The 15,561-nt window shown below is 42.2% G+C and carries 11 protein-coding genes and 1 other annotated feature; of the genes, 10 read left to right on the top strand and 1 reads right to left on the bottom strand.

What is annotated here, in order from left to right:
- Positions 1-33: 33 nt before the first annotated feature.
- The 5 genes from secA to thrS all read left to right on the top strand — a co-directional run bounded on the left by secA (position 34) and on the right by thrS (position 8,747).
- The gene (gene secA, locus RUMTOR_RS06920) at positions 34-2,610 is read left to right on the top strand and encodes a preprotein translocase subunit SecA (RefSeq protein WP_004846474.1); all 2,577 of its coding nucleotides are present in this window, start codon (positions 34-36) and stop codon (positions 2,608-2,610) included.
- A gap of 83 nt (positions 2,611-2,693) precedes the next feature.
- A protein-coding gene (prfB, locus tag RUMTOR_RS06915; protein WP_114148667.1) for a peptide chain release factor 2 occupies positions 2,694-3,813 on the top strand; the annotation gives its coding sequence in 2 pieces (ribosomal slippage) (positions 2,694-2,768 and positions 2,770-3,813; 1,119 coding nt in all).
- Positions 3,814-3,889: 76 nt separating this feature from the next.
- Complete coding sequence (locus tag RUMTOR_RS06910) at positions 3,890-5,107, top strand: homoserine dehydrogenase (RefSeq protein WP_004846471.1); 1,218 nt, start codon at positions 3,890-3,892, stop codon at positions 5,105-5,107.
- A gap of 19 nt (positions 5,108-5,126) precedes the next feature.
- Positions 5,127-6,332, top strand: a complete 1,206-nt coding sequence (locus tag RUMTOR_RS06905) for a cofactor-independent phosphoglycerate mutase (protein WP_004846470.1) — start codon at positions 5,127-5,129, stop codon at positions 6,330-6,332.
- Between the two features lie 174 nt (positions 6,333-6,506).
- Positions 6,507-6,713, top strand: a binding site (T-box leader).
- Positions 6,714-6,821: 108 nt separating this feature from the next.
- A complete protein-coding gene (gene thrS, locus RUMTOR_RS06900; protein WP_004846467.1) occupies positions 6,822-8,747 on the top strand; it encodes a threonine--tRNA ligase in 1,926 nt (641 codons plus the stop codon).
- Between the two features lie 101 nt (positions 8,748-8,848).
- Here the strand turns inward: thrS and RUMTOR_RS06895 are convergent, their stop codons facing one another.
- The gene (locus tag RUMTOR_RS06895) at positions 8,849-9,886 is read right to left on the bottom strand and encodes a LacI family DNA-binding transcriptional regulator (protein ID WP_009242715.1); all 1,038 of its coding nucleotides are present in this window, start codon (positions 9,884-9,886) and stop codon (positions 8,849-8,851) included.
- Positions 9,887-10,140: 254 nt separating this feature from the next.
- Here RUMTOR_RS06895 and RUMTOR_RS06890 point away from each other — a divergent pair, with 254 nt between their 5' ends.
- The 5 genes from RUMTOR_RS06890 to RUMTOR_RS06870 are packed head-to-tail and all read left to right on the top strand — an operon-like array spanning position 10,141 to position 15,552.
- Positions 10,141-11,007 carry a D-psicose 3-epimerase gene (locus RUMTOR_RS06890; RefSeq protein ID WP_009320692.1) on the top strand — a complete coding sequence of 289 codons (867 nt, stop codon included), beginning with the start codon at positions 10,141-10,143 and terminating at the stop codon, positions 11,005-11,007.
- 14 nt (positions 11,008-11,021) lie between these two features.
- Entirely contained in the window at positions 11,022-11,957 is a 936-nt protein-coding gene (locus tag RUMTOR_RS06885; RefSeq protein ID WP_004846464.1) for a sugar kinase, read from the top strand.
- Positions 11,958-11,959: 2 nt separating this feature from the next.
- Entirely contained in the window at positions 11,960-13,078 is a 1,119-nt protein-coding gene (locus RUMTOR_RS06880; protein ID WP_009242713.1) for a Gfo/Idh/MocA family protein, read from the top strand.
- Between the two features lie 18 nt (positions 13,079-13,096).
- Positions 13,097-14,596 carry a sugar ABC transporter ATP-binding protein gene (locus RUMTOR_RS06875; RefSeq protein ID WP_004846462.1) on the top strand — a complete coding sequence of 500 codons (1,500 nt, stop codon included), beginning with the start codon at positions 13,097-13,099 and terminating at the stop codon, positions 14,594-14,596.
- Positions 14,593-15,552, top strand: a complete 960-nt coding sequence (locus RUMTOR_RS06870; RefSeq protein WP_004846461.1) for an ABC transporter permease — start codon at positions 14,593-14,595, stop codon at positions 15,550-15,552. The genes RUMTOR_RS06875 and RUMTOR_RS06870 overlap by 4 nt, the downstream gene beginning before the upstream one ends.
- Positions 15,553-15,561: the final 9 nt, after the last annotated feature.

The raw sequence follows: 15,561 nt of genomic DNA, 5'->3' as shown, positions 1-15,561 counted from the left end.
TGCTAAATTTATATAAGGAGTTAATTACAGAATATGGGTATTATAGAAAAGATTTTCGGAACCCACAGCCATAATGAGCTGAAAAGAATTTATCCGATCGTAGACCGGATCGAAGCTCTTGCTCCTGCGATGGAGGCGCTGTCAGATGAGGAACTGAAAGGAAAAACAAAGGAGTTTAAGGACAGACTGAATGAAGGAGAGACGCTTGACGACATTCTTCCTGAGGCTTATGCCGTTGTAAGAGAGGCAGCATGGAGAAGTATCGGTATGCGTCATTACAGAGTACAGCTTATCGGTGGTATTATTCTGCACCAGGGTCGTATTGCCGAGATGCGTACAGGTGAAGGTAAGACGCTTGTGTCTACACTTCCGGCTTATCTGAACGCACTTTCAGGAAAAGGCGTCCATATCGTTACGGTCAATGATTATCTGGCAAAACGTGACGCTGAATGGATGGGAAAAGTACATGAATTTCTTGGATTGACAGTCGGTGTTATTTTAAACGGAATGGACAATAAAGAGCGCCGTGCGGCATATGACTGCGATATTACTTATGTAACGAATAATGAACTCGGATTTGACTATCTGCGTGACAACATGGTCATATATAAAGAACAGCTCGTACAAAGAGGTCTGAATTTTGCGATCATCGATGAGGTTGACTCTGTTTTGATCGACGAGGCGAGAACGCCGCTTATTATTTCCGGGCAGAGCGGAAAATCGACAAAGCTTTATGAAGCGTGTGATATTCTTGCCCGTCAGCTTGAACGTGGCGAGGCAAGCGGAGAATTCTCCAAGATGAATGCGATTATGGGAGAGGATATCGAAGAGACGGGTGATTTTATTGTCAATGAAAAGGAAAAGGCAATTAACCTGACAGAAGACGGAGTTAAGAAAGTAGAGAAATTCTTCCATATTGAAAATCTTGCCGATCCGGAAAATCTGGAGATCCAGCATAATATTATCCTTGCTTTGCGCGCGCATAATCTGATGTTTAAAGATCAGGACTATGTTGTGAATGCAGAAGGAGAGGTTATGATCGTCGATGAATTTACAGGACGTATCATGCCGGGAAGACGTTATTCGGACGGGCTGCATCAGGCGATTGAGGCGAAGGAACACGTAAAAGTGCGCAGAGAGAGCAAGACGCTTGCGACGATCACATTCCAGAACTTGTTTAATAAATTTGAGAAGAAGAGCGGTATGACAGGTACGGCTCTTACAGAAGAAAAAGAGTTCCGTGATATTTACGGAATGGACGTTATAGAAATCCCGACAAACAAACCGGTTCAGAGAAAAGACCTTGAAGATGCGGTATATAAAACAAAAGCAGAAAAATATCATGCTGTCGTTGAAGAAGTAAAGAGAGCTCATGCTACAGGTCAGCCGGTTCTTGTCGGAACGATCACGATAGAAGTGTCCGAACTTTTGAGCGGTATGCTGAAAAAAGAAGGAATCAAACATAACGTTCTGAATGCGAAATATCACGAGCAGGAAGCAGAGATCGTAGCGGATGCAGGTGTTCACGGCGCCGTAACGATCGCGACGAACATGGCAGGTCGTGGTACGGATATTAAACTTGATGAAGATGCGAGAGCGGCAGGCGGATTAAAGATTATCGGTACGGAAAGGCATGAGTCAAGACGTATTGACAATCAGCTTAGAGGACGTTCCGGTCGTCAGGGAGATCCGGGTGAATCAAGATTTTATATTTCACTGGAAGATGATCTTCTTCGTCTGTTCGGTTCGGACCGTCTTATGGGAGCTTTTAATGCGCTGGGTGTTGCAGACGGGGAACAGTTGGAGCATAAGATGCTTTCCAATGCGATAGAGACAGCACAGAAAAAACTGGAGACAAACAACTTCGGTATCCGTAAAAATCTGCTTGAGTATGATCAGGTTATGAACGAGCAAAGAGAGATCATTTACGGAGAGAGAAGAAGGGTTCTCGACGGCGAGAGCATGAGAGATACCGTCTATAATATGATCACAGAATATGTTGAAAATATTACAGACCGTTTCGCCTCTCCGGAAGCGGCAGCAGAAGACTGGGATGTAAAAGGTCTGGAGCTGAACTTGCATAAGATTATTCCGATGATGGAGCTTCCGTCAGAGAAAGAATGTATTGATATGCGTCAAAAAGAGCTGAAACATCTCTTGAAAGAACGTGCGGTGAAAGCGTATGAAGTGAAAGAAGCGGAATTCCCGGAAGCAGAACAGATCCGAGAGTTAGAGCGTGTCGTACTTCTAAAAGTAATCGATGCAAGATGGATGGATCATATCGACGATATGGATCAGCTTCGTCAGGGAATCGGTCTTCAGGCATACGGACAGAGAGATCCGCTTGTTGAGTATAAGATGACAGGGTATAATATGTTTGGCGAGATGACAAATATGATCGCCGAGACAACGATCCGTACACTGTTCAATGTTCGTGTCGAGCAGAAAGTAGAAAGAGAAGAGGTAGCGAAAGTTACAGGAACAAATAAGGATGACACTTCCGTACGCGCTCCGAAAAAGCGGGAAGATAAGAAAGTTTATCCGAACGATCCATGTCCTTGCGGAAGCGGGAAAAAATACAAACAATGCTGTGGAAGAAAACCGGTGTAATAGACGGTATTATAAAAAACAATAGAATCCGTATAATAAAAGATAAGACAGGATTTGTATAATAAATGAAAGAGGTGATCAAGGTGGTTTTGTTAGATGAACTGAAGTTAAGACTAAGCGCATATGAAGAACCGCTGAAAGATTTGAGGGATTCACTTTGACTTAGCTTCTAAGAAGCTGCGGGTTGAAGAGTTGGAGAAGCGTTTGGAAGAACCGGGATTTTGGGATGATCCGGAAGTTTCCCAACAAGTAATGAAAGAATTAAAAGGGCTGCAGGACTCTGTAAAAGAAATCGAAAAGCTGTATTCAGATTATGAGGATATGATGCTTCTGATTGAGATGAGCGAGGAAGAAGACAGCGAGGAAACAGCGGAAGAGATTGAAGAAGAATTGCAGCAGTTTGAAGAGACGTTTGAAGAATTGCGTATCGGGACACTTCTTACAGGACCATATGACAGAGATAATGCGATCGTGACGCTTCATGCCGGGGCGGGCGGTACAGAATCTTGTGACTGGACCGGAATGCTCTACCGTATGTATACGAGGTGGGCGGAAAAGAAAGGGTACAGTATCGAAGAGCTGGATTATCTTGAGGGAGATGTGGCAGGAGTAAAAGGCGTGACTTTTGAGGTGAAGGGCGAGAATGCATACGGATATCTTCGCTCGGAAAAAGGAGTACACCGTCTCGTGCGTATTTCTCCGTTTAATTCGGCAGGAAAGCGTCAGACATCATTTGCATCCTGTGATGTGATTCCGGATATAGAGGAAGATATCGATATAGAGATCAATGACGATGATCTGAAGATCGACACATATCGTTCCAGCGGCGCGGGAGGTCAGCATATAAATAAGACGTCCTCGGCAGTGCGTATTACGCATCTTCCGACCGGAATCGTAGTTCAGTGTCAGAATGAACGCTCTCAGCATATGAACAAGGATAAAGCGATGCAGATGCTCAAATCAAAGCTTTATTTGATGAAGCAGCAGGAACAGGCGGAAAAAATGTCTGATATCCGCGGAGAAGTAAGGGATATTAATTTTGGAAATCAGATCCGTTCCTATGTCATGCAGCCGTATACGATGGTGAAAGATCACCGTACAAATGCGGAAGTAAGTAACGTAGGCGGAGTGATGGACGGAAATATCGATCCGTTTATCAACGCATATTTAAGTGCAAATACAGAACAGGCATCCGAGCAGTGATCGGAAGCCTGTTTTGGCTAATAGTGGTTTTGTGAAATGTTACGAACAGAAAAAGGGATAGGAAAGGAAGAATAGGATGATAAGTATAGCGGTATTGGGATATGGCACAGTCGGTTCGGGAGTTGTAGAAGTGCTCGAAAAAAATAAGGATGTTATCAATCAGAGAGCAGGAGATGAAATCAGTGTCAAATATGTTCTTGATCTGAGAGATTTTCCGGGAGATCCGATACAGGAAAAGATAGTGCATGACATTGATGTGATCATTAATGATCCGGAAGTTCAAATCGTAGTGGAAGTAATGGGTGGAGTAGAACCGGCGTATACATTTGTAAAACGGTGTCTGGAAGCGGGAAAGAGCGTGGCGACATCCAACAAAGCGCTTGTGGCAAAGCATGGCGCGACTCTTCTGTCTATCGCAAGAGAGCGGGAGATCAATTTCCTGTTTGAAGCAAGTGTAGGAGGAGGTATCCCGATTATCCGCGCGTTAAATTCTTCGCTGACGGCAGACCGCATTGAGGAGATTACCGGAATTTTGAACGGAACGACAAACTATATGCTTACGAAGATGTTTTATGAAGGTGCTCAGTACGACGAAGTGCTTAAAGAAGCGCAGGATAACGGCTTTGCGGAGCGCAATCCTGAGGCTGATGTAGAAGGATATGACGCATGCCGGAAAATCGCGATTCTTTCTTCTCTTATTTCAGGACATCAGGTTGATTTTGAAGATATTTACACAGAAGGTATCACGCAGATAACAAAAGAAGATATGATGTATGCAAAAGAGATGAAAATGACGATCAAACTTCTTGCATCGAGTAAGCGTGACGGCGACCACCTCCATGCGATCGTTGCTCCGGCGCTTCTTGGAAATGAACATCCGCTTTATAGCGTAAACGGTGTGTTCAACGCAGTGTTTGTAAACGGAAATATGCTTGGAGACGCAATGTTTTACGGAAGCGGAGCAGGAAAACTTCCTACGGCGAGCGCTGTTGTAGCGGATGTTGTAGATGAAGCAAAACATCTTCACAGAAATATTATGACAATGTGGAAAAATGAAAAGCTGGAACTTCTTCCGATAGAGGATACGGAAAAACGTTTCTTTGTACGGATCAGCGGCGACGAAAAAATGCGTCGGGAAGAAACAGAAGCGGCATTTGGAGCAGTGACTTTTGTGAGAGCGGAAGGTCTTGAAAATGAGTTCGGTATCATAACAGAAGTGATGACAGAGGGAGCATACAGAAAGATCGCGGAGAAATTTGAGGGAATCCTTCATATGATCCGTGTTGAAGAGTAAAATAAAGAGGACGAAAATTATGAAATATATCGTTATTTTATGTGACGGAATGGCAGATGAACCACTGGAGTCTCTGTCAGGGAAAACACCGCTTGAAGCGGCAAAGACTCTGAATATGGATCGTCTGGCAAAAAACGCGGAGATCGGGATGGTTCAGACAGTTCCGAAAGGAATGTCTCCGGGAAGCGATACTGCAAACCTGTCGGTGATCGGATATGATCCGAAGAAGTATTATTCAGGACGTTCTCCGTTAGAAGCTTTGAGTATCGGCGCGCAGATGGGGGACTTGGATGTGTCTTTTCGGTGCAACCTTGTTACATTGACAGAGGATGAAGATTGTTATGAAGAACGCACGATTCTTGATCACAGTTCGGGAGAAATATCGACAGAGGATGCGGCAGTTCTTATGGAAGCATTAAGTAAAGGGCTTGCAAAAGACGGATATCATTTTTATGTAGGAACGAGCTACCGTCACCTGCTGATCCAGAATAACGGACATGTGACAGAATTGACGCCGCCTCATGATATTTTGACAAAGAAGATCGGCGGATATCTCCCGGAAGATGAAGTGCTTCGGGAAATGATGGTGAAAAGCTACGATATATTAAAAGATCATCCGATCAATATAAAACGCAGGGAAGAAGGGAAAAACCCAGCCAATTCAGCATGGTTTTGGGGAGCGGGAACGCGTCCTGCGCTGACTTCGTTTGAAGAAAAAAACAAAGTAAAAGGCGCAATGATCTCTGCTGTCGATCTGTTAAAAGGAATTGCAGTAGGCGCAGAAATGGATAATATTACGGTAGAAGGAGCAAATGGCGGACTCCATACAAATTATGGAGGAAAGGCTGAAGCTGCGGTGAAAGCGCTTACAGAGGACGGCTATGATTTTGTTTATGTACATATTGAAGCGCCGGACGAGATGGGACATCAGGGAAGTACGGATGATAAGATCAAAGCGATTGAATTGATAGACGACCTTGTGATCGGTCCTGTGGCAGAAGGACTTGAGCAGGCGGGTGAAGATTACAGGATGCTGATTCTTCCGGATCATCCGACGCCTGTGCGCGTGCGTACTCATACAGGTGATCCTGTTCCGTATATGTTGTATGACAGCACAAATGCAGTAAAAGGACAGGATGAGTATTCTGAACGGACGGCACAGAAAACGGGGATCTTCAGAGAAAAAGGAGATCGTTTGATCGATCATCTTTTGGAACGTGAATAATTGATTTTGCAGGAAAATAAGCAGAGAAAAAGAAAGCACCACTTTGTGTTGAGGTTGAGTTTGCAAAGACAAAACTTGCAGCAAGGAAGGTGCTTTCTGCGTTTAGAAGCAGTTTCAGGCTTGACAGACATTCTTATTTTGATGTAAAATAGCCGTTGTAAAGTAAAAATGATTATGAAAGTGTTGAAGAGGACAGTAAGCTGTCCGGTCATCTCAGAGAGGGATCTGTATGGTGTGAAGATCCTGATGTTCCGGCTGACTGAATACCACCTCGGAGCGGCCTTAATACGGCACGGTGATTCCGTTATCATCACATGAATTAAGATGGTTTTCTGACGAAGACAAACAGGGTGGAACCGCGGGAGTTTTCCCGTCCCTGTGTGGAGTGTTTCCGTGCAGCATAGATTCATAGATAAGAGGCATTCCGTATGGAGTGCTTCTTTTATGTTTGCGGACAGGGAAGAATAACAAAAAGAAAGGAAGAAAAAGATGAAGATCACATTAAAAGACGGATCAAGCAAAGAATATGCACAGCCGATGAGTGTTTATGAAATTGCGCTTGATATTAGTGAAGGGTTGGCAAGAGTTGCTACGGCAGGGGAAATTGACGGAGAGGAAGTTGATTTAAGAACTGTTGTTGACAAAGATTGTGAATTGAATATTTTGACATTTAACGATGAAAAAGGAAAAGGAGCTTTTCGTCATACAGCATCTCATATTATGGCGCAGGCGATTAAAAGGCTGTATCCCGATGCGAAACTTGCGATCGGACCGTCGATCGCAGACGGATTTTATTATGATATAGACAAGGAGACTCCGCTTACAGCAGAGGATCTTGATAAGATCGAGGCTGAGATGAAGAAGATCGTAAAAGAGAATCTTGAGATCAAACAGTATACAATGCCAAGAGAAGAAGCGATTGCGTATTTTAAAGAAAAAAATGAGCCTTATAAAGTAGAATTGATCGAAGATCTTCCGGAAGGCGAAACGATCAGTTTCTATTCACAGGGAGAATTTACCGATCTGTGCGCAGGTCCGCATCTTATGACAACAAAACCGGTGAAAGCATTTAAATTAACAAGTCTTGCAGGCGCTTATTGGAGAGGCGACGAACATAATAAAATGCTTCAGAGAATTTACGGAACTGCTTTTTCCAAAAAGGCAGAGCTTGAAGAATATCTGACGATGATTGAGGAAGCGAAAAAGCGTGATCACAGAAAACTTGGAAAAGAACTCGGTCTGTTTATGATGCGCGAAGAAGGACCGGGATTTCCGTTTTTCCTTCCGAACGGTATGGTTCTGAAAAACACACTGCTTGATTACTGGAGAGAGATTCACCGCAGAGCGGGATATGTAGAAATTAATACGCCGATTATGTTAAGTCGCCATTTATGGGAAACATCAGGTCACTGGGATCATTATAAAGAAAATATGTATACAACAGTAGTTGATGAGGAAGATTTCGCAATTAAACCGATGAACTGTCCGGGCGGAATTCTTGTGTATGAGTCAGAGCCGCGTTCTTACCGTGATCTTCCGATCCGTATGGGAGAGTTGGGACTTGTGCACCGTCATGAAAAATCAGGTCAGCTCCACGGATTAATGAGAGTTCGCTGTTTTACACAAGATGATGCGCATATTTTCATGACGCCGGAACAGATTAAAGATGAGATCAAAGGCGTTGTAAAACTGATCGACGAAGTGTATAGTTTGTTTGGATTTAAGTATCATGTCGAGCTTTCTACACGGCCGGACGACAGTATGGGAAGTGATGAAGATTGGGAAATGGCGACAGATGCTCTTAGAAGCGCGCTTGATGATATCGGACTTCCGTATATTGTAAATGAAGGGGACGGAGCTTTTTACGGTCCGAAGATCGACTTCCATCTGGAAGATTCTATCGGAAGAACGTGGCAGTGCGGTACGATCCAGCTTGACTTCCAGCTTCCGCTTCGATTTGAACTTGAGTATACAGGAGCGGACGGAGAGAAGCACAGACCGATTATGATCCACCGCGTTGTATTCGGTTCTATCGAACGTTTCATCGGAATTCTGATCGAGCATTTTGCGGGCGCATTCCCGACATGGCTTGCTCCGGTACAGGTGAAAGTTCTTCCGATCTCTGACAAATATCTTGATTATGCAGGTAAAGTGCTTGAAGATCTGAAGGAGGCGGGTATTCGCGCAGAAATTGACAGTCGTGCGGAGAAGATCGGATATAAGATCCGCGAGGCACAGATGAAAAAGATTCCGTATATGCTCGTTGTAGGAGCGAAGGAAGAAGAGGAAGGCAAAGTATCTGTAAGAAGCAGATTTGCCGGAGATGAAGGTCAGTGTGGTCTGGAAGAGTTTATAGAACAGATTAAAGAAGAAGTTGCAGCAAAGAAACTCAGAGAGACAGTGCAGGATAAATAAATCATAAAATAAATTAAGAAGAGTTCAGAACAGATGATACTATCATACTGCTGAACTCTTTTTTGTATTGGGATCAAAATGTAAAAGAAAAAACATCTGTTTTAAGGTTCTTCTTTTTTGTAAGATTCATCGGTGGAAATTGTGACCGGAATGTCGATGATCTTATGCGGAGTAATATTTTTAACTAAATATTCAAATAAAGTTTTGATCAATAAATATCCTTGGTTTACCGGTTCTTGTCCCAATACGAAATCAACAACCTGTGTTTGGAGCAAGTGAATGGAGCCTTCTGTAAGATCGTGACAGATCACATGGATATTCTCAGAATCATCTATGATATCCAAGGCGCTTCCCACTCCGGCTATACCGCCGCCTGTAATATAGATTCCGTCCAGATCGGGAAGTTTGTTACAGTATTCTAAGGTGATGCGAAAGGCATCTTCTTTTTTATCTTGATTTTCAGAAATGCCGACGATTTTGATATCCGGTCGTGTTTCCGAGATTTTATTTTGAAAACCAAGCAGTCTTTGCTGATGGCATGAAAGTTTTGTACTGCTGATAATGATTCCTATTCTGGCATCTTTCGGAAGAATCTTACACATTAATCCGGCTGCGGTTCTTCCGCCTTTATAATGATCCTGTCCGATAAAGCATAAACTTTTTACTTCGGGAGCAGGAGAGTTAAAGGTGATTACGGCGATTCCTTTTTCGATAAGGGAGTTAAGAAGGGCGTAAACATTTGGGTGATCCAGAGGAAAGACTGCCATTCCGCTGACTCCGTTTTCAGTTAAATCGTTAATAATCCGGATTTCTTCGGAAGGATCAAGACTGGTCATCAGTTTGATGATTACTTCGATTCCAAAAGCAGAAAATTCCTTCTTGGCACGGTTGATTCCCGAAATAATATCATGGATAAAGGGGTTATAATCCGGTGTTAAGATGACCCCGATTTTTAAGGATTCCTTTTTAGATACTAACGCTTTGGCAAGGAAGTTCGGTTCATAGTGCAGTTCTTTTGCGATTTTCAAAACTTTTTGGCGCGTTGCCTCGCTGACTCCGGAACGATTGTTTAGTACCCGGTCTACAGTACCTCGAGAAACGTTTGCCAGCTCTGCAATTTGTTTTACGGTTACCGCCATGTAATAATCACCTCCCATATAATACCATTTTTACTGCTAATAATATAACATAATATCGTGCTCGTGTCTAGTTACAAAAAATAAGAGTTTGTGCAAAAAAAATATATGTAACATACAACTCAATATAAATGTAAAAAATGCACAAAAAATACAGTGAAAAAATGGTGAATATATAGTATTGAAACAATAAAATGAACATGGTACTATAAATACAAGAAAAACGTGCACGAGCACGAAAAAGAAGGAGGATGAAGATGAAATTTGGAACATTATATTCTTATTGGGGAACAAAATGGCAATGTGATTATTTGAAAACATTAAAACGAGTTTCAGACATCGGATTTGACATTTTGGAAATGGGTGCTCCTCACTTGTTGGAAATGTCAGATTATGAACTTTCAGAATTGAGGCGCGCGGCGAAAGATATGGATATGGTATTGACGGCAAATATCGGACCGGCAAAAGATAAAGATCTTGCTTCTCCTGATCCGGATATACGAAAAGCGGGAGTAAACTATTTGATCGATATATTAAAAGCAATGGAAAAAGTAGGATCTAAATCACTTGTTGGAGCAATGTATTCTTATTGGCCGTGTCAATTTGAAATAACGGATAAGGAAGCTGCCTGGGAGAGAAGCATCGAGGGGATGAAAGAGGTTGCAGAAGCTGCGGAATCATTGGGAATCGAATGCTGTCAGGAAGTTTTGAATCGATATGAAACTTATATTATCACAGATTGCAGGGAAGGATTGGAATACTGCAGGAGAGTCGGAAGTGAAAACGTTAATCTCCTTCTTGATACATTTCATATGAATATCGAAGAAGATAATATTCCGGAGGCTATCCGGCTTGCAGGAAGAAAATTGGGCCATCTGCATGTGGGAGAATCAAACAGAAAGCTTCCGGGAATGGGATCCCTTCCTTGGAGAGATATCGGACGGGCGCTAAGAGATATCGGATATGAGAAAGGCGTCGTTATGGAACCGTTTCTTCTTCAAGGAGGAGAGGTCGCTCGGGACTGTAAAGTGTGGAGAGATTTAAGTGGGAATGCAGATGAGAAAATGCTGGATCGCTATATAAAAGAATCTTTAACATTTTTGAAACATGAATTTACGTTTTGAGGAGAGGATATGAAATGGCAGAAATTTGGACGATGGGTGAAATGATCGTGGAAATTATGCGGGAGAAAGAAAATGAGCCACTGGATAAAGCAGGAGTTTTTCGAGGACCTTATCCGAGCGGAGCACCGGCGATTTTTATTGATACAGTGGCGAGACTCGGACATAAGGGCGGAATTATCGGAGGAGTAGGCAAAGACGATTTTGGAAAATGTCTGTTGGACAGATTGAAAAGTGACGGAGTCGATGTGTCGCATGTGATTGAAAATCCAAAAAAAGCTACAGGATGTGCGATTGTAACATATTTTGATGATGGCTCCCGAAAATTTATTTTTCATATGGGGAATACTCCGGCTGTTGAAGCGAAAGCGCCGCAGAAGGATGTGCTGGATGGAGTTCGGTATTTTCATGTAATGGGCTGTTCTTTGTTTGCTGATATAGAGTTTGCAAAAGAAATTTTAAAAGCGGCACAAACGGCAAAAAAAATAGGGGCGAAGGTTTCTTTTGATCCGAATATCAGAAAAGAATTAATAGGGGAAAAAGAGACGGATAAAATTCTGGAGAATCTGATGCGGTTGACGAATGTTTTTTTGCCCGGGGAGGAAGAACTTCTTTTGTTGACAGGAAAAGAAACAGTGGAAGAAGCTGTTGAAGAATGCTTTAAAAATCCTGAGCTTGAAATATTGGCATTAAAGCAAGGTTCGCGGGGGTCAAAGATTTATACGAAGGAAAAAACGGTTGAAACAGGAATTTACAGAATTCAGCCTGTAGATGCAACCGGAGCCGGAGATAGTTTTGACGCGGCGTTTATCTGCGGACTGTGTGAAGGAAAGAGAATTGAAGAGGCGGCGAAAATGGCAGCAGCAGCAGGTGCGATTAATACAGCGGCGTTTGGTCCTATGGAAGGAAAGATCAGCGTGGAAGCGATAGATAAGATGATAAAGGAGGAATGAAAATGAAAAAAGTAAATATCGGAGTAGCGGGACTTGGATTTGGAAAAGAATTTGCGGCGATTTACTGTGATCATCCGCTTGTTGATAAAGTGGCGATCTGTACAAGGAATCCCGAAACTTTAAATAAAGTGGGGGAAGAACTCGGAATTCCGGAAGAATTAAGATTTACAAATTATGATGATATGATTTCACATGAAGAATTGGATGCGATTCATATTGTGACGCCGATTAAAGAACACTATCCTCAGTCGATCAAAGCGCTAAGAGCCGGGAAACATACTGCATGTACAGTTCCGATGGCGACATCTTTGGATGAGTTGAGAGAGATTGTAAAAACATCCAGGGAAGTTGGAAAAATCTATACGATGATGGAAACTTCGCTTTATACAAGAGAATACCTTTATGTAAAGAGATTAAAAGAAAATGGTGAACTTGGAAAAATTCAGTATTTAAAAGGTGATCATATGCAGAACATGTCTCTGGAAGGCTGGGGAGACTACTGGCAGGGATTTCCGCCGTTTTGGTATGGCACGCATGTACTGTCACCGATTCTGGATCTGGCCGGTACAACAGCTAAGAGTGTGCGGTGTCTTGGAAGCGGAAGGGTAAATAAAGAAAGAGCTGAACATTACGGGTGTCCGTATGCGGTAGAAACCGCTACATTTAGATTGAGAAACAGCGATATCGTAGCAGAGGCACATAGATGTCTTTTCGAGACAGTACGTCAGGTAAGAGAGTGTTTTGATGTTTACGGAGATAAAATGTCGTTTGAGTGGGAGCCGACGGTAGACGAAGGACATACTATTTTCACAGGCATTGATGATTTTACAAAGTTTACAGCTCCGGACACAGCGGAACTTTTGCCAAAAGAGATTCAAAAGTATACGTTGCGTTCAGCTATTAAAGATCCAAATCAGCCGTCCTTTATACAAGGAAGCGGGCATGGAGGTTCTCATCCTCATCTTTGCAATGAATTTGTGAATGCGATCGTAGAGGGAAGACAGCCGTATATGGATGCGGTTCGCTCGGCAAATTATACGGCGGCCGGTATTTGCGCACAGGAATCAGCAGACCATGGCGGAGCAGAAGTAGAAATACCGGATTTTGCAGAAGAATTTTAAGCTGTTTAGGAGGGACTTATGGAAAAATTACTGGAAATGAAAGAAATCTGTAAGTCTTTTGGGACGAATAATGTCCTGAAGAATGTGCAGTTTGATCTTTTTGCCGGAGAAGTTCATGCCTTGATCGGAGAAAACGGAGCAGGAAAATCTACACTAATGAAAATATTAATGGGTATGTATAAAAAGGATTCGGGAAGTCTTTCTGTTTTGGGATCAGATGAAGCGTACACAAATCCGGATCAGGCGCTCAAAGCCGGAGTTGCCATGATTCATCAAGAACTCAATCCGATTCCGGATATGTCTGTTGCTGAAAATATATTTCTTGGGAAAGAAAAAAGAAAATGGATCTTTACGTCTAAAAAAGAGCAGGAAAAAGAGTCAAAAAGATATTTGGATATGTTGGGAATCGATCTGGAACCGTCTGTACTGATGAGAGAATTAAGTGTTTCTGAAATGCAGATGGTGGAAATTGCGAAAGCACTTTCTTATGGGGCAAGAATTATTATCATGGATGAACCTACTTCTGCAATTACAGAAGCGGAAGTGGAGAAATTATTTCAAAATATAAAAATGCTTAAAGAACAGGGAACAGGGATCATTTATATTTCTCATAAAATGGATGAATTGTTTGAAATATCGGATCGCATTACAGTGCTTAGAGACGGACAGTATGTATTTTCAAAAAAGACAAAAGATCTTTGTCCGAATGATCTGATCAAAGCTATGGTAGGGCGTGAGATCACGGAAATTTATCCGGAAAGTAAGAGTAAAATCGGCGAAGTGATCCTTAAAGTAAAACATGCTTCACGGAAAGGCGAGTTTAAAAAGATTGATTTTGAACTTCGGAAAGGTGAAAAACTTGGAATTGCCGGATTGATGGGAGCCGGAAGAACAGAATTGATGATGGCTGTTTTCGGAGCGGCGAAACTGGAAGAAGGTGAGATTGAAATAGGCGGAGTTCCTGTCAGAATACAAAGTCCGAAAGATGCAATCAGGCAAAAAATAGCGCTTGTGACCGAAGATAGGAAACGTTACGGTTTGAATTTGACGGCATCAGTCGAGGATAATGCGGTTTCTGTAATTGAGAGCAGTCTTTCCAAATTTGGATTTTATAGAAGAAAGTTGGGAAGAAAAGCTGCGGAGGAAATGATCAGCCGTATGAACACAAAAGTTACGGGAATGGATCAGATTGTCGGAAGTCTTTCGGGTGGGAATATGCAAAAAGTTGTTCTTTCAAAATGGCTTTTAAATGATCCTGATATTATCATTTTTGATGAACCGACAAGAGGAATTGATGTTGGCGCAAAAGCAGAGATATATAAGATTATAGAGGAATTAGCCTGTAAGGGAAAGGGAATCATTATTATTTCGTCGGAAATGCCGGAGTTGATCGGGTTAAGTCAAAGAATTATTGTGTTGCATGAAGGAGAACAGACCGGAGAATTGCGAGGAAAAGAGATGACGCAGGAAAATATTATGACTCTTGCATCGGGATACAGAAAGGAGGAAAAAGAATGAAAGTTTTAAGTAAAAATTCTGTTATGGAATTTGTAAAAAAGACGGCAATACTCTGGGTTATGATTATTCTGATCCTTATTTTATCTGTTATCAGTCCAAGCTTTTTCAGAGGGCAGAATCTTCTGAATATTATAAAGCAGGCGTCTATTACAGGGGTAATCGGCGTAGGGATGACATTTGTTTTGATCACAGGAGGGATTGATCTTTCCGTCGGATCTGTAATGGCGTTATCGGGAACAATGGCTGCATCTGTAGCTGTGGCAGAAAAAAATATGCCGATTGCTCTGGTTATTTTAGTTGGAGTCGGACTTGGGGCGCTGTGCGGACTTATAAATGGAATCGGTGTATCATACATTGGATTTCCGCCGTTTATTATGACGTTGGGCATGATGACGATTGCAAGAGGGATTCCCCTTGTTTTTACAAACGGAACTCCGATCTTCGGACTATCTGAAGAGTTTAATATGATTGCGAATTCAAGAGTTTTAGGAGTACCTTCACTTGTGATTTTCCTTGTGATCACTGTTTTAGCGGGACATATTATCCTGAGTAAAACTGTTTTGGGAAGACGGATTTATGCAGTGGGAGGAAATGAAGATGCAGCGAGGTTAAGCGGTGTGTCCACTGCAAAAGTAAAGTTGTTTGTTTATGTTTTTTGCGGAATTTTATCGGGAATTGCAGGAATTTTGATTTGTTCAAGAATTACGTCGGGGAATGGCACTGTGGCGGAAGGGTATGAAATGAACGCTATTTCGGCGGCAGTAATCGGCGGTGTCAGCATGACCGGAGGATCGGGAAATGTTCTTGGCATGGTTGTCGGGGCAATGATTTTAACGATTATTCAAAACAGTTTTGATATTATGGGAGTAAATTCGTTTTATCAAAATATCATTAAAGGAATTATTATTTTACTCGCCGTATTTTTGGATTTAAGAGGAAAGAAAAAGAAAAATTAAAAAATGAGT

Origin of the sequence: [Ruminococcus] torques ATCC 27756, from assembly GCF_000153925.1 — a bacterium.
In the GTDB taxonomy this organism is placed as follows: Bacteria; Bacillota; Clostridia; order Lachnospirales; family Lachnospiraceae; genus Mediterraneibacter; species Mediterraneibacter torques.
Note: the sequence above shows the minus strand (reverse complement) of the source record. Positions and strands in the feature narration are given on the sequence as shown.